The organism is Bradyrhizobium sp. USDA 4461 (genome assembly GCF_054055655.1).
Map to the genome: position 1 here is coordinate 5,982,258 of NZ_JBSRXM010000001.1, position 16,025 is coordinate 5,998,282.

Sequence of the window (16,025 nt, forward strand, 5' to 3'; positions counted from 1 at the left end):
TTTGCCTTAAGTCTTGGGCCTGACGTCGCCGCCCGACACCAGCAGCACCGAGGCCTTCGCCTTGCCGAGCACGGCGGCCGCGACGCTGCCGAAATTCAATCTGTCGCCCTGGATGCGGTCGACGCCGATCACGACCAGGTCGGCCCCGCTTGCTGTGATCTCCTGCAAGATGGCGACCTCGGGCGCGGTGTTGGCGCGCAGCCGGGTCGCGACATTGATGTCGTAGCGCGCCGCGGTCGCCGCGATGTCCTTCAGGATCGCTTCCTCCGGCGCCAGCGACATGCTGGGGCTGGAGCGGCGGGCGCCCCTGTCGCGGGTGGTCGAGACATAGACCACCTGCAACGGTTCGCTGGCGAGACGCGCCAGCGCGATCGCGACCTCGGCGCCGCGCCGCGAGACGTTGCTGCCCGAGACCGGCACCAGGATTTTGCGCGCATTCGCCGCCGGCTCGTCTGCGTGTACGCCCTTGGCGGCGGCGATCGCCAGCGGGCCGTCGAACCCGGAGGTCAGCTCATTGATCCGCCGGTCGAAGCCGCCATCGGGGCCCGCGACCGCGTCCATGCCGACCACGAGCAGGTCAAAGCCCTTTTTGGCTTCCTCGGCGATCGCCTCCGCCACCGTCTCTTCGGGCGCGCGGCTGATGACGTCGACATTGCCGCCGCCGTCGGCGTCGGCCTCGGCGCTGGCCTCGGCGCTGATCTTGGCCGCGTTGATCACCGTGGCCTCCGGGCTCTCCGCGTCGGTATGGTTCTGCTCCGGCAGCTTGGCATGCGCCCCGACATGCAGCACCGTGATCGGCAGCCCGCGGCCGCCGGCGAGCAGCCCGGCAAGATGCGCGGCGAATTTCGCGTTGGTGCTTTGGTCGACCGCGAGCAGCAGCCGCTCGAGATTGGCGACGAAGCCGCGCTGCTCATATTCCTCGCGCTCCAGCCGTTCCTTCTCCTCCTTGCCGAGCGGCAGCCGCATCAGCGCGTTGCGCAGCATCGGCGGCATCGCCATGGTGGTCAGGATCGCCATGGTCACGATCATCGAGAACAGGGTCTGGCTCAGCACGCCCATCGACAGGCCGATGGTTGCGATGATCACCTCGGTCGAGCCGCGCGCGTTCATGCCGCTCGCCAGCGCATAGGATTCCTGCCGGGTCAGCCCGCCCAGCGCGCCGCCGGCAAAGGCACCGCCGAACTTGCCGATGCTCGCGATCAGGATCAGCGCGGCGGTGAGCGCCAGCACCGACGGATCCTTCAGCACGGTGAGGTCGGCGCTCAGCCCGGCGAGCCCGAAGAACACCGGCATGAACAGGCTGGAGATCAGCCCGCGCAGCCGCTCGTCGATCTGCCGGGTCAGGATCGGGGATTCCCCGACCAGCACACCGGCGATGAAGGCGCCGAGCACGGTATGCACGCCGATCAGATGCGTGATGCCAGCCATCCCGCTCATCAGGAGCAGGATTGCGGTAATGACCGCCGCCGACGAGACCAGATTGTCGTTGGCCCAGCGGATCAGCCGGAACACCAGCCGGCGGCCGATCGTGAAGCTGACGGCGAGGAAGGCGAGGGTGCCGAACAGCGCCTGCGCGACCGACAGCACATCGAGCGTGCCGCGCGAGGCGAGGCTGAAGATGACGGCGATGATGATCCAGCCGATGGTGTCGTCGATGATCGCGCTGGCGACAATGATCTGGCCGACATTGCGGCGCATGAAGTTCATCTCGCGCACCACGACGGCGACGATCTTCACCGAGGAGATCGACAGCGCGGTGCCGAGGAACAGCGCGGCGATCAACCGCGCCTCGGGGTGCGGCAGCAGGCTCTGCGGCAAGACTTCGCCGAGCGCAAAGCCGCAGGCGAACGGCACCGCGATGCCCGCGATCGAGATCGTCATCGCCGCGCGGCCGACCTTGCGCACCAGCTTGAGGTCGGTCTCCATGCCGGTCAGCAGGAGCAGCAGCAGGATGCCGATCTGCGCGATGCCGTCGATCAGCGCCTTCTGCTCGCCGGACGGCGGAAAGACGACGTCATGGGCTGACGGCCATAGCCAGCCGAACAGCGAGGGGCCGAGCAACAGGCCGCCGAGCAGTTCGCCGATCACGGAGGGTTGGCCGATCCGCTGCATCAACTCGCCGAGGCCGCGGCCGACTGCGATCAGCAGCGCGATCTGGACGAGCAGGATGAACTCGGACGGCTTGCCCGCTTTGCCGCCTTCGGCGCCGGCTACCGTGACGGTCGCAAGCAGGATGATGACCGCCCAGATCGTCGGTTGAAGCCGCCGCCTGCGGATCGCCATTGCCTCTCCGATTCCGAACATTCCAGCGCGGCTCGCTCCACCCCTGGCCGCGTGCGGTCAACGCCGGCTTTCCGAAAGCGATCCACCAGCGGTCATTTTTGGAACCGACGGCGCGCGCAGTTCGTTTTGCTCACGATGCGTTCATCCTCATGATGCGATGATCTTCATGAGCGAGCCTGACCGCCGAGCGGTCTTGGCTCAGCTCGCGCGCACGGGAGGCTGTGATGGCAACCAGATCCAATCTTTCGAAGGCAGAACTGGCACGGACCGTTGCCGGTGCCGCGTCAGCGTTGGTGCTGAGCGCGCTCGCTTTGTTCGTCGCCGCGCACCACCTGAGCGGCAGCTAAGGGGCGGCGTGTCCGCCAATGACGGGCAATCCTGAAGTCAGGCAATCACCAGAGCACGAAAGTCCCGATCAGGAGGCCGGCCGCAAATGCCCAAAGCCCGAGGGTGCACGCCGAGATGACCCGGGCGAAATTGCGCAGATCGACGTCTTGCATCGCAGTGCGGGATTGATGCGGCACTTGCAGGCACCCCCTGCGGTCGCAGCCTTTGGCTGTCGCTGCCAGCAGGCTGTTCCCGGGAGGTGCCCAAATGAAGGCAATCAGCGGTGGCATCGATCACGGATTTGCGAGGTGCCGTCCCAACGCCCGGTATTTGCTGTCTATTCCTCGTCGTCATCAGGCTCGACGACCTCGAACCTGGAGCGGCTGAAGCGACCCAATCCGCCGAGCTCGTAGTAACCGTCACGTTCGATATCCCTGGTCACGTCATAGACGCGGCCGAGCGCGAGCGTGTCCCGCTGTAGGGTGTTGTCGACGCAGCGAACGCGAAAATACTTGCCGGTTTCGGCCATACGCTCATCCTGGATTGTTGGTCTGGTTGCCGTTACGTGTTGCGCGATCGCAAGCGGCATCCCGGCCGTCGGCCGATCACGAAATTTCCTTCGGCAGGTTCCACTCGGGCGCGGGGGTGCACACTTCACCGTCGCCGGGAATCTGCTTCATGTGATAGCCGGCCGGAATCACCATGCCCGGCGCCTCGTCCGCGACCGGAACGTCGAAGATCAGGCCGGACGTCAACGCATGCTCCCAAGCCTGCTTCTCCGTCGGAAAAGCCTCGTCGATTTGCCGGTCACGATCGAACAGCGCATAGGGCATCGGGTATCCTCGATGCGGGCGGCTCGCGTGTCGCCAGCCTGCGTGTCAAAAACGCCTGGGCGCCGGGTGGCGTTCCTAAATCGGGCAGGTCAGGACGGGAGAGACGTTGCTGTACCATGCAGCTCAGGTTCGTCCGGCATGGCAGCGCAGCCTCGGGAACCGGAAGCCCCGCGCAGGGAATGGATTTTGACGTCCCGAACCGCTAGGTAAGTCGACAATCCCGGCCGTCACACCAATTGGCGTCACCTCATGCTGATCACATTGCTTCTCGCTTTGATCCTGCTGTTCGCGCTATGCGGACGCGTGTCCTACCAGATGGGTTTTCGTGACGGACTCGAGCAAGGCTTGACCGATTCCTATCAGCTCTACGCGACGAGAGCAGACGCCGCCAATGACGGGCGGCCCGGCGAGCAAGAGCCCGGCAAGGTGCCGTTCAGGATTTCATCCAGCGCGCGTGTCCTGATCGGATCAGCTTTTTTTGCGCTGGTGTCGAGCGCTGCGCTTTATCTGGTTCCTGCGAGCCCGCTCGATCCGAGTCTGATCCGCGGTGCCTTCCGCCTCTACAAGGGACATGCGTATCTCATCCCCGTCAAATATGTCGACGGCGCGCTCGAGGCCGCCCGGCTGTATGAGGACGACAAGCTGCTCGGCCCGGCAAACAGCGTCCAGCAGGAGATCATCGACAAGGGAGCTGGCCGCTTCGCGTTCTATCGGGATACCTGGAACTATTTCGGTCCCGCCCTGATGTTCTCGACAAGCGACAATAGCGACCCGAACACCAACGGCAGGAAGTATCACCTCAGGTGATGGGGAGGCCGCCGCTGCCCGGCAGATGGTGTCGCTGCCAAAATATCGAAAACAACCCCATGCAAAGGAGCCGTCGGCTTGCCGGCTTGCGACATGGCCACCTGACATGTCGGGCAATCAGCGGCATAGTCTATTATCCAGAAATTGCTCGGGCGTGCCTCACCCTGCGCTATGACGCACGCGGCGCTATGAGATGTGGCCGCAGCCGTCTGTGATTGCCCGCGTTCGCGGGGCGACAATGTGCTTGGCGCGCGCGTCCACAACCTCCGCCGAACTTCGCGATTGCCGGCTGCCTCATGTTCGGGCAATGACAGCAGGCAATGAACAAGAGCTTCGAGGAAACTGCCGCTCGTCTGGCGCCGGCGATCTTTGTCGTGCTGTGGAGCACGGGATTCATCGGCACCAAATACGTCATCAACAATGCCGATCCGCTGACCTACCTGGCGATCCGGATGGCGCTCGTGGTGGTGGTGATGGCTGTCATCGCCGGGGTGGCGCAGCCGAAATGGCCGGACCGGGCCGGCATCTTCCATAGCGCGGTGGCCGGCATCCTGGTGCACGGCTTTTATCTCGGCGGCACCGCGATTGCGATCGCGCATTCGATTCCGGCCGGGCTCTCGGCGCTGATCCCGGGCCTGCAACCGATCCTGACCTCGACCATCGCCAACCGCTGGCTCGGCGAGCGTGTCACGCCGCTGCAATGGGGCGGGCTGGTGCTCGGCCTCGCCGGCGTCGTGCTGATCCTGCACAACCGTCCGATGACGGGCGAGGCGGGCTGGGGCTGGCTTGCCTCAGGCGTCTCGCTGATCTCGATCACGCTCGGCACGCTCTATCAGCGCCGCTACTGCAATGCGATCGACTGGCGCGCCGGCAATCTGGTGCAGTACGTCGCGGTGACGATCTTCTTCGGCATCGGCGCGTGGCTGTTCGAGAGCAATGTCGTGCATTGGACCAGCGAGTTCGTGCTGGCGCTGGCCTGGCTGGTGTTCGCGCTGTCGATCGGCTCGATCGGGCTGTTGTACTGGCTGATCCGGCACCATGCCGCGACCTCCGTCGCGAGCCTGTTCTACCTGGTGCCGGCGGTGACGGCGCTGATGGCCTATGTGCTGTTCGGCGAGAAGCTCGACGCAGTCGCGATTGCCGGCATGGCCGCCTGCGCCGCGGCGGTGCTGCTGGTCAATCGCCGCGCCTAATCTTCGCATAAGCCGCAAGCGCCCGCTCGCGGCCTTGCTTGTGATCGACGATCGGCTGCGGGTAGGTCTTGCCGAGCTCGACGCCGGCGCTGGCGAGTTCGATCGGCGTCGCGGTCCAGGGCTGATGGACCAGGTTGTCGGGGAGCTGCGCCAGTTCCGGCACCCAGCGCCTGACATAGGCGCCGTCGGGATCGAACTTCTCGCCCTGCAGGACCGGATTGAAGACGCGGAAATAGGGCGCGGCATCGGCGCCGGAGCCGGCGACCCATTGCCAGTTCGCCGGGTTGGAGCCGGCATCAGCATCGACCAGCGTGTCCCAGAACCATTGCTCGCCAGCGCGCCAGTCGATCAGCAGATGCTTGACCAGGAACGAGGCCACCACCATCCGCACCCGATTGTGCATCACGCCGGCGTGCCAGAGCTCGCGCATGCCGGCGTCGACGATCGGGTAGCCGGTCAGGCCGCGCTGCCATGCCTTCAATGCACTGGCGTCTCGTTTCCACGGAAAGGCGTCGAAATGCGCCTGCAAATTCTGCTCGGCGAGGTCAGGAACGTCGAACAGGAGATGGCGGCAGAACTCGCGCCAGCCGAGCTCGCTGAGGAACTTGTCGATGTCGCCGGCCAGACGTGGGTGCTCGGCGGCGGCGAAGCGCGCGGCGTGCCAAATCTGTCGCGGGCTGATCTCGCCGAAGCGCAGATGCGGCGACAGGCGCGAGGTGCCGTCGCGGTCGGGTCGGTCGCGGTCATCGGTGTAGCCGCGGATGCCGTCGTCGAGAAAGGCCTTCAGCCGGGCTTGGGCCGCAGCTTCGCCCGGTGTCCAGGTCTCGCGCAGGCCGCCGGCCCAATCGGGCCGGGTCGGCTCAAGCTGCCAATCGTCGAGGTCTTCGCTCGCGACGCCGCCGATCGATGTTAGCTGCTTCGGTGCTGGCAGCGATTTGGGCGGATCGCCGAGCCCCTGCACGCGCCGCCAGAATGGCGTGAACACGCGCAGGCCGCGGTTGTCCTTGTTGCGGATCGCGTTGGGTTCGATCAACAAGTCGCCCGGCAAAATTTGCGAGTCTATGCCATCACTTGCGAGCGCCGATTCAACGTCGGCGGCAACCGCTTGATGCGGCGCCTGCGCGATGTGGTTCCAGAACACGGCGCTGGCATTGGTTTTGCGCGCCAGCGTGGTGATCACGGAGGCGGCCGGTCCGGTGCGCAGCACCAGCTGCCCACCGATTGCCTCAAGGCTCTTGCTGAGCGCGCGCAGCGACTGCGCCAGCCACCAGCGCGTCGCACCCCCGAGGAGACGCGCGGCCGGAACTCTCAGAGCGCGGCTAGCTTCGTCACGAACGTAGAGGCCAACCACGGGAGCGCCGCGGCTGGCTGCCTCGTGCAGGGCCGGGTGGTCCGACAGCCGCAGATCGTCGCGGAACCAGACGATAACGGGCTGTGTCCTTGCCACTCGACCTCGTCGTTCCGGCCGTTACTTCGGCTGCGGCACGATGCGGATATAAGGCTTCGGCTCTTTCCAGCCCTGCGGATAGATCGTCTTGGCCTCGTCGTTGTTGACGGAGCCCGCGATGATCACATCCTCACCCTGCTTCCAGTCGGCCGGGGTGGCGACGCGATGCTTGGCGGTGAGCTGCAGCGAGTCGATCGAGCGCAGGATCTCGTGGAAGTTCCGACCCGTGGTCATCGGATAGACCATCACGAGCTTGATCTTCTTGTCGGGGCCAATGATGAAGACGTTACGGACGGTCTGGTTGTCGGCGGCGGTGCGGGTGAGGGGATCGCCCGAGGTCGAGGCCGGCAGCATGTCGTAGAGCTTCGACACGTTGAAATCGGTGTCGCCGATCATCGGGTAGTTCGGCGCGGCGCCCTGGGTCTCCTTGATGTCCTCGGACCATTTGGCGTGGCGATCCACCGGGTCGACCGACAGGCCCATCAGCTTGACGCCGCGCTTGTCAAATTCGGGCTTCAGGCGGGCCAGCGCGCCGAGCTCGGTGGTGCAGACCGGGGTGAAGTCCTTCGGATGGGAGAACAAAAGCGCCCAGCTGCTGCCGATCCAGTCATGGAACTTGATCTTTCCTTCGGTCGTCTCGGCTTCGAAGTCGGGGGCGACAGCGCCAATCTGAAGTGCCATGATGTTACCTCATCCCTTTGAAGTTGCGGATAAATTTGTATTTGAGGTGGTCTGTTCCAGTATAGGACGCGAAAAGGCTTAAGTGAACGGGTTCTGAAAAAAGGTGAAACATTTCTCCTTTGGGGTGGAATTCCAAGCAACTTGTTTTGATCCAGGCCGCTGCGGCGAAATATCAACTGCGGCACAAAAGCTTGGAAATGCCTAGATAAAGCCGCTTATCGCCGTCATCACGCCGGCCTCGACGACCCCTTGGGTGCTATAGGACTGAACCGTGACAGCTTCCAAAGCGACCAAATAGCAACCATCTAAAAATCTCGGAACCCAAGTTCCGAATCGTTAACCACTCGTTTACGCCCGCATGGAAAAGCTGGCCTGAGATAGCAATTGAAAGCTCCCACAATGTCTACCCCAAGTACCAAGACCGCTGAGGCTCTCAGCGGTGCGTTGCATCCATCCTGCCGCAAGACCGCCGCCCATGCGCTGACCATCGTGCGCGACGGCGTCATCACCGGCGAAGGCCCGACCACCAAGGGCCGCATCCATTTCTCCCGCTCCCTCGATGCCGATGACGCTGCCTGGTGCGCGCGTATCCTGACGGCGGCCGCGGTCGAGCATCAGCCGGTCAGCCGGGCCGAGATCGAGGCGCTGTTCGCGATCAACGAGGCGGCTGCCGAGCGCAGCGATGGCGGCCGGTTCGACGACCTGCTCGCCAAGGCGATCGCCCACCATGCCGCCTCCGAGTCCGGCCTGCCGGTGCCGCCGCGCACGGTGGCGCTGTCGGCGGACACCGAGATCGATCGCTGGGCGCCGACGCAGGGCGCCAAGATCGACACCAAAGTCCTGGAGTGGATCGCGGGCCGGATGCGCGGCCAGCGCCGCACCGGCCGTGCACTGGCTGCAATGGTGGCGACGCTGGTCGGCGCCGCGGCACTGCCGCTCGCGACCCAGCTGCCCAACGTGTTCGACATCGGGATGATGTAATCATCCCGAACGAAACGGCTTCAAGCGGAGGCGGCGGGGATCACTTCCCCGCCGTTTTCTGTTTGCCGTCGCTCTCCTCGAGCCCGAGCGTCCGCCCCGGGAACCCGGCGACGTCGAAATACCGGGTCGAGAGCACGCGCTGGAATTTCAGCACCGTGCGCAGCCCGTTGGCCGACGCCTTCTTCGATACCAGCGTGCCCTCGGCCATCTTCGGCACGATGCCGTTCGGCAGCGCTTCCGACATCACCCGGCCGATCAGTCCGCCGTTGTTCGGCGCGCGCAGGCCGAGCAATTGCGCCGCGGTCATGCCGACGTCGGCGTTGCTGACCGGCAGCGGATCGACATAGCCCGCCTTGAAGTCGGGGCCGATCGCGGCGGTGAAGTTGTAGGTATCGCCGCGGCTGAAGCTGCCATGCATGCCCTGGCCCTGGCGCAGCACGGTGTCGGCGATCTGCACCGAGCAGTTGGTCGGGATCGGGCAGCCGCTCGACCAGGAGCGGAAGTTGACCACGATCGACGGGTTCGGCGTCACCGCCTTGCCCTTCAGATTGAGGTTCGACATCGGCAGCGTGCCGGGGAAATTGCCGAGCTTGTCGTCCACGAAGAGGCCGCTGACATAGTCCTGCTCGAGCAGCGCCTTGATGACGCGGTCGGCGAGCTTCTTGTCGCGGTTCGGCAGGTAGATCAGGTCCGAGCCGCCATTGGTCGCGATCACGACGTCGGGCTTGGTGGGATCCTGGCCGAGCACGCCGTTGCCGGCCTTCGGATGGGCGTTGTCGGCGACCTTGGCATTCTTGTCGTTGGGGTCGAACAGCGGCAGGTCCAGCGCCTTGGCGAGATCGATCGCCAAAAAGCCCATCGGCAGGAAATCCTTCGGCGTGTCGTCATAGGCGATCTTGGCCGAGGGGCTGGTCTTGCTCTCCTTCGAGATCGTCGAGAAGCCGTGGTCGGAGGAGACCATGATGTTGGTGGTGGCGGACAGCCCGAGTTCGTCGAGCGCCTTGCGCAGCTGGGCGAGGTTGTTGTCGGCATTCTTGATGCCGGCCATCGAGGTCGGGCCGTTGATGGCGGGGGTGATGGTGTTGAGGCTGTCGCCGGTGTTGTGCTGGCTGCCGTCCGGATCGCGCGACCAGAACACCAGCACGAACGGCTTGTTGCGCGCCTTGAACATCGGCAGCACCACCTTGGTCGCGACATCGGCCATGTAGGCCTGCTGGGCGACGTTGGCGACCGTGGTGCCGGGTGTCTTGGCGTCACCGGCCTTGGCGTTATCGCCGCGGCTCGGCGTGGCGAGCGGCAGCCCGGCCTTGGTCAACGCGTCCTTCATCTCGTCGGAGAGCGGCACGCCGGTCTTGCCGCCGGTGGAATCGTCGATCACGATCGTGTTCTTACCGCGATCGGTGTGATCGAACAGCAGGGTCGGGCCGACCTTGCCGATGGCGGCGGTGCTGAAACCCTGGCCGCGGGCCATCTTCAGCAGCGTCTCCTCGTTGAGATAGTCGCCGTTGAAGTGATCGTCGATATCGGCGAGCACCGCGTCGTTCTCGATGAACGGCACCACGGTGTCGCCGGCCGGCACCGAGGTGTAGCCGGTAAAGATCGTGTTGGAGAAGGTGCCGGTGTCGCCGAGATAATGGCCGGTCGACAGTGCCGAGCTGTTCGCCATCGTGAAGGTCGGGAACAGCGAATGTGAGTTCTTGAAGTAGACGCCCTTGTCGCGGATCTCGGCCATCGCCGGCGCCGTCTCCGGCGTCACGATGCCGCCGCGCAGGCCGTCGGGGACGAACAGGATCAGGTTGCGGGGCTTTGCATTTTGCGCCGAGGCGGCTCCCATTGAGAGCGCGATCATGCTCGCGGACAGCAATGTAATGGCACGACGCATCTTGTTATTCCCCCTGATGAAGCCCCGCGGCAGCCCGCCGCAGCCTTCGTTTAGTTTTGCCATATGACAGAATTGTTACAGCACCGGTTCGGCGCTGCAACTGCCGGATTTTCCTTGGCACTGCCGGTCAACATATCCTCATTCCGCCGGCTGAATCGCGGTCCTCTCATTCTGCGCAGCGCTGCCGACATGGCCGTACCGTGCATAGAGCGCGGGCAGCACGGCGAGCGTCAGCAGGGTCGCGCTGATCAGGCCCCCGATCACCACGGTGGCGAGCGGCTTCTGCACCTCGGCGCCGGTGCCGGTGGCGAAGGCCATCGGCACGAAGCCGAGCGAGGCCACCAGCGCCGTCATCACCACCGGCCGGAAGCGGGTGAGGGCGCCTTGCTCGATGGCGTCACGAAGCGGCACGCCTTGCTCGCGCAATTGCCGCACGAAGCTCAGCATCACGAGCCCGTTCAGTACGGCAACGCCCGACAGTGCGATGAAGCCGACTGCCGCCGAGATCGAGAACGGCATGCCGCGCAGCCAGAGCGCCGCGATGCCGCCGGTGAGCGCCAGCGGCACCGCGCTGAACACCAGGAGCGCGTCGCGCACGGACCCCATCGCCGCCAGCAGCAACAGGAAGATCATGGCAAAGCAGGCCGGCACCACGACGACAAGGCGCCGGCGCGCCGCGGCGAGATTCTCGGATTGGCCGCCCCAGGTCATCCAGTAGCCCGGCGGCAGCTTGACCGCTTGCGCGACTTTCGTCTGTGCTTCCTCGACCATCGAGCCGAGATCGCGGCCGCGGACATTGGCCGTCACCACGATGCGGCGCTTGCCGTTCTCGCGGCTGATCTGGTTCGGTCCTTCGGTGAAGGAGAACTGCGCCACGCGGTTCAGCGGCAGGCTCTGCACCGGCGAGCTCGGCGTTGCCTTCGGCAAGGCGACCGGCAGATTGCTCAGCGCCTCGAGATCGGAGCGCACGCTCTTCGGCAGTCGCACCACGATGTCGAAGCTGCGATCGCCCTCGTAGACGACGCCGGCATCCTGGCCGCCGACCGCGGCACCGATCACATCATGGACTTCGGAGACGCTGAGGCCTCGCCGGGCGATCGCCGCCTTGTCGACCTTGATCTCGAGCACGGGGAGGCCGCTCGCCTGTTCGACCTTGACGTCGGTCGCGCCGCGCACGCCGCGCAATGCGGCCGCGATCTGGTTGGCAGCCTTCTGCATCGGCTCGAACTCGTCGCCGAACACCTTGACGGCGATGTCGCCGCGAACGCCGGCGAGCAGTTCGTTGAAACGCATCTGGATCGGCTGGGTGAATTCGTAGACGTTGCCGGGCAGCCGGCCGACTGCTTTCGAGATGTCCTCGATCAATTGCTCCTTGGTCAGCGATGGATCCGGCCACTGCGCGCGCGGCTTCAGGATGATGAAGGTGTCGGAGGCGTTCGGCGGCATCGGGTCGCTCGCCACTTCCGCGGTGCCGGTCTTCGAGAACACGAACGACACCTGCGGGAAGTGGCTGACGGCCTTCTCGACCGAGAGCTGCATCGCCTGCGACTGCGACAGCGCGGTGCTCGGAATCCTCAGCGCGTGCATCGCGATGTTCTTCTCATCGAGCGAGGGGATGAACTCCTGGCCGAGACGGAAGAAGGCCAACAGCGCGGCGGCGAACAGCACGACCGCCACCGCGATCACGGGAACGGGCGTCGTCACCGCATGCCGCAGCAGCGGGCTGTAGCAGCGCTTCAGCGCGGCGACCAGCCAGTTTTCCTTCTCCTGCACGCGGCCGGTGATGCCGATCGCGATCAGCGCCGGTACCAGCGTCAGCGACAGCACGAAGGCGGCGGCGAGCGCGAGGATCACGGTCAGCGCCATCGGCTCGAACATCTTGCCCTCGACGCCGGTGAAGGTGAGCAGCGGCACATAGACCAGGAGGATGATGGCCTGGCCGTAGAGGCTCGGCTGCACCATCTCGACGGCGGAGGTGCGCACCGTCGCCAGCCGTTCGTCGCGCGTCAGGATGCGGCCGAGCGTATGCTGCTTCTCGGCGAGGTGACGCAGGCTGTTCTCGGTGATGATCACGGCGCCATCGACGATCAGGCCGAAATCCAGCGCGCCGAGGCTCATCAGATTGGCGCTGATCCGCCCCTGCCACATGCCGATGGCAGTCATCAGCATCGCGATCGGGATCACCAGCGCGGTGATCAGCGCCGCCCGGAAGTTACCGAGAAGGACAAAGAGCACCGCGATCACCAGCAGCGCGCCTTCAGAGAGGTTGCGCGCCACGGTGCCGATGGTCGCATCGACCAATTGGGTGCGGTCCAGCACAGTCTCGACCTTGATGCCTGCCGGCAAGGATGGCGTGATCGCACGCAGCCTGGCGTCGACCGCGGCCGACACGGTGCGGCTGTTGGCGCCGATCAGCATCAGTGCGGTGCCGACCACGACCTCGCGGCCGTTCTCGCTGGCGCTGCCGGTGCGGGTCTCGCCGCCGATCGACAGCGTGGCGAGGTCGCGGATCCGGACCGGGACGCCGCCGCGCGTGGTGACGACGACGGCGCCGAGCTCCTCGATATTCTCGAGCCGGCCGCCGGAGCGCACCACGAAGCCTTCGCCGTTGCGCTCGATATAGCGCGCGCCGCGGCTGACATTGTTGCTCTCGATCGCCTTGGCGACGTCGGCAAAGGTGAGGCCGAGCGCGATCAGCTTCGCGGCATCGGGATGGACTTGGTACTGCTTGAGATAGCCGCCGATCGAATCGACGCCGGCGACACCCGGCACCATCTTGATCTGCGGCTTGATGATCCAGTCCTGCACCGTGCGCAGATAGGCGTCCTTCTCGACCTCGCTGTGCAGCACCTGGCCGTCCGCCGTCAGGAAGCGGCCGTCGCTTTGCAGGCCCGGCGCGCCGTCGGTCTCGACCTTGTCGCCGGAGTAATGGACGGTCCACATGTAGATCTCGCCGAGACCTGTCGAGGTCGGGCCGATCCGCGGCTCGATGCCTTGCGGCAGGCGCGCGCGCACTTCGGTGAGGCGTTCGCCGACCTGCTGGCGGGCGAAATAGATGTCGGTCGATTCGCTGAACACCGCCGTGATTTGCGAGAAGCCGTTGCGGGACAGCGAGCGCGTGCTCTCCAGTCCCGGTGCGCCGGCGAGCGCCGTTTCGATCGGGAAGGTGATCTGCTTCTCGATCTCGGCCGGCGACAGCGCCGGCGCCACGGTGTTGATCTGGACCTGCTTGTTGGTGATGTCGGGCACCGCCTCGATCGGCAGCTTGGTCAATGCCAGGCCGCCGATGAACATCAGGATCGCCGCCAGCGTGACGACAACCCAACGCCGCTGGATCGCGAGAGCGATGATGCGCTCAATCATGGCCGTGCTCCGCCTCGTCCTTCTCGACCTCGGCCTTCAGCGTAAAGGTGTTCTGCACCGCGATGGCCTCGCCGGCGGCGAGGCCGGTGACGATCTCGATGTCGTCGTCGTCCTCGCGTCCGGTGCGCACCGACCGCGCCTCGAAGCCGTCGGCATCGCGCACGAACACGGTCGGTGTCCCCTTGATGGTTTGAAGTGCGTTCTTCGGGATGATGACGGTCGACGGCGCGCCTGACAGCGGGACCTCCGCGGTGACGAAGGTACCGGGCTTCCAGCGGTGATCCTTGTTGGGCATGGTCGCGATCACGCGGGCGTTGCGGGTCTCGCGGTCGAGCAGGGGGCTGACGAAGATCACGCCGGCGCTCGCTTCGTCCTCGGTGCCGATGGCGCGGATCTTGACCGACACGCCTTCGCGGACTGCGTTGATATCCTCCGGCGAAACCGCCAGGTCGACCCAGATGTCGTCGAGATTGACGATGACGTAGAGCTCGCTCTCCTGGCCTTCGCGCCCGATCAACCCTCCGAGATCGACGCGCCGCTCGGACACCCGGCCGCTGATCGGCGCGCGCAGGAACTGGGTGCGCAGGCTCTCCGGCGGCTGGTTCGGCAGATCGGCGATCTCGCTTTCCGACAGGCCGAGCGCAAACAGCTTCTGCCGCGCGCCGTCGAGCTTGATCTGGGCGTCGTTCGCGCTCAACCGCGTGCGCAGGAACTCGTTTTCCGAGACGATGCGGCTCTCGACCAGGGTCTTCTGCCTGATGTAGAGCGTCTGCTGCAGATCGTTGGTGAGCCGTGTGGCGAGATATTCGCTCTTGGCATCGGCGACCTCGCGGCTTTCGATGGCGGCGACGATCTCGCCTTTCTCGACGACGTCGCCGAGACGCTTGCGCAGTTCCGTGACGGTGGCGAGCACGCGGACCGAGACGCGGCCGATATGGTCGGCGTCGGGGATCAGCGATCCCGGCGCGAGGAAATGCCGCTTCAGCATGCCGCCGCTGGTTTGCGCAAGCGTGATGCCGGCTTCGCGAATCTGGTCTTCGCCCAGCTCGATATGTCCGGGAGCCTCATGCTTGGCTTCGGCCTTCTGCGGGCTCTCGGACGCGGCCTCAAGCGTCGTGGCCGGGAACTTGACCGGCCAGCCGATCCCTCCGGCCGCGAGCAATACCAGTGCAATGCCGGCGGTCACGCCGGCGAAAAATAGAACAATCCGTTTCATGTGCGCCTCTCCGCAGCGCCGGCCAATGGCCGTGCGCTGTCGCGACATCGATCTGTGCGGAAGCATGCGTGCTGCCCAAGGGCAGCCGCGCACGGCCGGTCATGCCGACCGGATCAGGCGCGGGGTGGTTTGAAGGGAGAGAGGCGCTCGGCCGATGCCGGCAACTCGATGCTGCTGTCCGCGTAGCGGTGCGGCGCATAGGCGATCGGGAATGCGGTTTCCTGCGGAGCGACCGAGGCGACGTGCGTCAGGCAGTGATCGCCGTGCAGTGAGGCCGGATGTGCGGGGGCTTTGCCGCCGGTGTCCTTGATCGACTGTGCGATCGAGAAGACAGGACCTGCATCGTCATCGTCGTCGGAGGTCCAGCCGTGGAAGAACGACAGCACGAGCGCAACCGAGATCAGCCCCGCAAGCAGGCTGCGCCAACGGCGCGGTCCCGCTGTGCGAGAAGATTGAATCATGGTGCGCGAAGCGGCCATGGCGCCTACTTAGCGCCGTGACCGCGTGCATTCAAGTTCGCCACCGCGACAGATTGGCCGTGGATACTATAACGTTACACGCCCTCGGCGGTTCGGCGCAGCAACCACCGGCGCGCGGCGACCACGGCCCAGATCGCCTCAACCAGGCCGAACGGCCAGGCGCCCTGCAGGAAACCGTAGGCCGAGCCCAGCGCGCACGACACCGCAAAGGCCAGGATGAACCAGGGGCTGCGATCTTCGGCCGCGTAGCAGACCAGCATCATGGTGACGGCGAACAATCCGAACAGCGTCAGCGCATCCATCGCGCGCTTGAACCCTTGTTGTAATACTGTTGATATCTGAGCATGCTTGGGACGGAATATCCATCCAGCGTCGCCGCTGCTCGAAAAGGACCGCCCATGAAGCGCTTGCATGTCCACGTCGCCGTCAAGGACATCCCGCAATCGGTCGGCTTCTACTCGGCGCTGTTCGGGGCCGAGCCCACAGTGGTCAAATCCGACTATGCCAAATGGATGCTTATCTTGTAGCCCGGA

15 protein-coding genes are annotated in these 16,025 nt (G+C 65.3%); 5 read left to right on the forward strand and 10 right to left on the reverse strand.

Annotated features, from left to right (window positions below):
* Window positions 1-6: 6 nt before the first annotated feature.
* Window positions 7-2,283 (reverse strand): cation:proton antiporter domain-containing protein, encoded by a 2,277-nt coding sequence (locus ACVINW_RS28010; RefSeq protein WP_456754263.1) that lies wholly within the window; start codon window positions 2,281-2,283, stop codon window positions 7-9.
* 224 nt (window positions 2,284-2,507) lie between these two features.
* Here ACVINW_RS28010 and ACVINW_RS28015 point away from each other — a divergent pair, with 224 nt between their 5' ends.
* Window positions 2,508-2,630 (forward strand): hypothetical protein, encoded by a 123-nt coding sequence (locus tag ACVINW_RS28015; RefSeq protein WP_456754264.1) that lies wholly within the window; start codon window positions 2,508-2,510, stop codon window positions 2,628-2,630.
* A gap of 317 nt (window positions 2,631-2,947) precedes the next feature.
* On the opposite strand, the gene ACVINW_RS28020 is transcribed toward ACVINW_RS28015, so the two are convergent.
* Together ACVINW_RS28020 and ACVINW_RS28025 are read right to left on the reverse strand one after the other, a co-directional pair.
* On the reverse strand, window positions 2,948-3,139 hold the full coding sequence (locus tag ACVINW_RS28020) for a hypothetical protein (protein WP_456754265.1): 192 nt from the start codon (window positions 3,137-3,139) through the stop codon (window positions 2,948-2,950).
* A 76-nt stretch (window positions 3,140-3,215) separates the two neighbouring features.
* Entirely contained in the window at window positions 3,216-3,443 is a 228-nt protein-coding gene (locus ACVINW_RS28025) for a hypothetical protein (RefSeq protein WP_456754266.1), read from the reverse strand.
* A 249-nt stretch (window positions 3,444-3,692) separates the two neighbouring features.
* Between ACVINW_RS28025 and ACVINW_RS28030 the strand changes: the two genes are divergently transcribed.
* Window positions 3,693-4,250, forward strand: coding sequence for a hypothetical protein (locus ACVINW_RS28030; protein WP_456754267.1), 558 nt, complete (start codon window positions 3,693-3,695; stop codon window positions 4,248-4,250).
* Between the two features lie 320 nt (window positions 4,251-4,570).
* Complete coding sequence (locus tag ACVINW_RS28035) at window positions 4,571-5,443, forward strand: DMT family transporter (RefSeq protein WP_456754268.1); 873 nt, start codon at window positions 4,571-4,573, stop codon at window positions 5,441-5,443.
* Here ACVINW_RS28035 and ACVINW_RS28040 read toward each other — a convergent pair.
* Together ACVINW_RS28040 and ACVINW_RS28045 are read right to left on the reverse strand one after the other, a co-directional pair.
* Complete coding sequence (locus tag ACVINW_RS28040; protein WP_456754269.1) at window positions 5,427-6,890, reverse strand: cryptochrome/photolyase family protein; 1,464 nt, start codon at window positions 6,888-6,890, stop codon at window positions 5,427-5,429. The two genes, ACVINW_RS28035 and ACVINW_RS28040, sit on opposite strands and share 17 nt — an antisense overlap.
* 21 nt (window positions 6,891-6,911) lie before the next feature.
* A complete protein-coding gene (locus ACVINW_RS28045; RefSeq protein WP_456754270.1) occupies window positions 6,912-7,571 on the reverse strand; it encodes a peroxiredoxin in 660 nt (219 codons plus the stop codon).
* Between the two features lie 399 nt (window positions 7,572-7,970).
* Here ACVINW_RS28045 and ACVINW_RS28050 point away from each other — a divergent pair, with 399 nt between their 5' ends.
* The gene (locus tag ACVINW_RS28050) at window positions 7,971-8,552 is read left to right on the forward strand and encodes a hypothetical protein (RefSeq protein WP_456754271.1); all 582 of its coding nucleotides are present in this window, start codon (window positions 7,971-7,973) and stop codon (window positions 8,550-8,552) included.
* Between the two features lie 40 nt (window positions 8,553-8,592).
* Here the strand turns inward: ACVINW_RS28050 and ACVINW_RS28055 are convergent, their stop codons facing one another.
* The 5 genes from ACVINW_RS28055 to ACVINW_RS28075 all read right to left on the reverse strand — a co-directional run bounded on the left by ACVINW_RS28055 (window position 8,593) and on the right by ACVINW_RS28075 (window position 15,794).
* The gene (locus ACVINW_RS28055; protein ID WP_456754272.1) at window positions 8,593-10,434 is read right to left on the reverse strand and encodes an alkaline phosphatase family protein; all 1,842 of its coding nucleotides are present in this window, start codon (window positions 10,432-10,434) and stop codon (window positions 8,593-8,595) included.
* 138 nt (window positions 10,435-10,572) lie between these two features.
* A complete protein-coding gene (locus tag ACVINW_RS28060; protein ID WP_456754273.1) occupies window positions 10,573-13,797 on the reverse strand; it encodes an efflux RND transporter permease subunit in 3,225 nt (1,074 codons plus the stop codon).
* On the reverse strand, window positions 13,790-15,013 hold the full coding sequence (locus ACVINW_RS28065; protein ID WP_456754274.1) for an efflux RND transporter periplasmic adaptor subunit: 1,224 nt from the start codon (window positions 15,011-15,013) through the stop codon (window positions 13,790-13,792). The genes ACVINW_RS28060 and ACVINW_RS28065 overlap by 8 nt, the downstream gene beginning before the upstream one ends.
* A gap of 113 nt (window positions 15,014-15,126) precedes the next feature.
* Entirely contained in the window at window positions 15,127-15,492 is a 366-nt protein-coding gene (locus tag ACVINW_RS28070) for a hypothetical protein (RefSeq protein WP_456754275.1), read from the reverse strand.
* A gap of 74 nt (window positions 15,493-15,566) precedes the next feature.
* The gene (locus tag ACVINW_RS28075; RefSeq protein WP_456754276.1) at window positions 15,567-15,794 is read right to left on the reverse strand and encodes a hypothetical protein; all 228 of its coding nucleotides are present in this window, start codon (window positions 15,792-15,794) and stop codon (window positions 15,567-15,569) included.
* A gap of 96 nt (window positions 15,795-15,890) precedes the next feature.
* Here ACVINW_RS28075 and ACVINW_RS28080 point away from each other — a divergent pair, with 96 nt between their 5' ends.
* Window positions 15,891-16,019 (forward strand): hypothetical protein, encoded by a 129-nt coding sequence (locus ACVINW_RS28080; RefSeq protein WP_456754277.1) that lies wholly within the window; start codon window positions 15,891-15,893, stop codon window positions 16,017-16,019.
* Window positions 16,020-16,025: the final 6 nt, after the last annotated feature.

Bases quoted from the DNA above. Each gene is read 5' to 3' on its own strand.
- ACVINW_RS28010 (WP_456754263.1), bottom strand. From the start codon at position 2,283: ATGGCGATCCGCAGGCGGCGGCTTCAACCGACGATCTGGGCGGTCATC.
- ACVINW_RS28015 (WP_456754264.1), top strand. From the start codon at position 2,508: ATGGCAACCAGATCCAATCTTTCGAAGGCAGAACTGGCACGGACCGTT.
- ACVINW_RS28020 (WP_456754265.1), bottom strand. From the start codon at position 3,139: ATGGCCGAAACCGGCAAGTATTTTCGCGTTCGCTGCGTCGACAACACC.
- ACVINW_RS28025 (WP_456754266.1), bottom strand. From the start codon at position 3,443: ATGCCCTATGCGCTGTTCGATCGTGACCGGCAAATCGACGAGGCTTTT.
- ACVINW_RS28030 (WP_456754267.1), top strand. From the start codon at position 3,693: ATGCTGATCACATTGCTTCTCGCTTTGATCCTGCTGTTCGCGCTATGC.
- ACVINW_RS28035 (WP_456754268.1), top strand. From the start codon at position 4,571: ATGAACAAGAGCTTCGAGGAAACTGCCGCTCGTCTGGCGCCGGCGATC.
- ACVINW_RS28045 (WP_456754270.1), bottom strand. From the start codon at position 7,571: ATGGCACTTCAGATTGGCGCTGTCGCCCCCGACTTCGAAGCCGAGACG.
- ACVINW_RS28050 (WP_456754271.1), top strand. From the start codon at position 7,971: ATGTCTACCCCAAGTACCAAGACCGCTGAGGCTCTCAGCGGTGCGTTG.
- ACVINW_RS28055 (WP_456754272.1), bottom strand. From the start codon at position 10,434: ATGCGTCGTGCCATTACATTGCTGTCCGCGAGCATGATCGCGCTCTCA.
- ACVINW_RS28060 (WP_456754273.1), bottom strand. From the start codon at position 13,797: ATGATTGAGCGCATCATCGCTCTCGCGATCCAGCGGCGTTGGGTTGTC.
- ACVINW_RS28065 (WP_456754274.1), bottom strand. From the start codon at position 15,013: ATGAAACGGATTGTTCTATTTTTCGCCGGCGTGACCGCCGGCATTGCA.
- ACVINW_RS28070 (WP_456754275.1), bottom strand. From the start codon at position 15,492: ATGGCCGCTTCGCGCACCATGATTCAATCTTCTCGCACAGCGGGACCG.
- ACVINW_RS28075 (WP_456754276.1), bottom strand. From the start codon at position 15,794: ATGGATGCGCTGACGCTGTTCGGATTGTTCGCCGTCACCATGATGCTG.
- ACVINW_RS28080 (WP_456754277.1), top strand. From the start codon at position 15,891: ATGAAGCGCTTGCATGTCCACGTCGCCGTCAAGGACATCCCGCAATCG.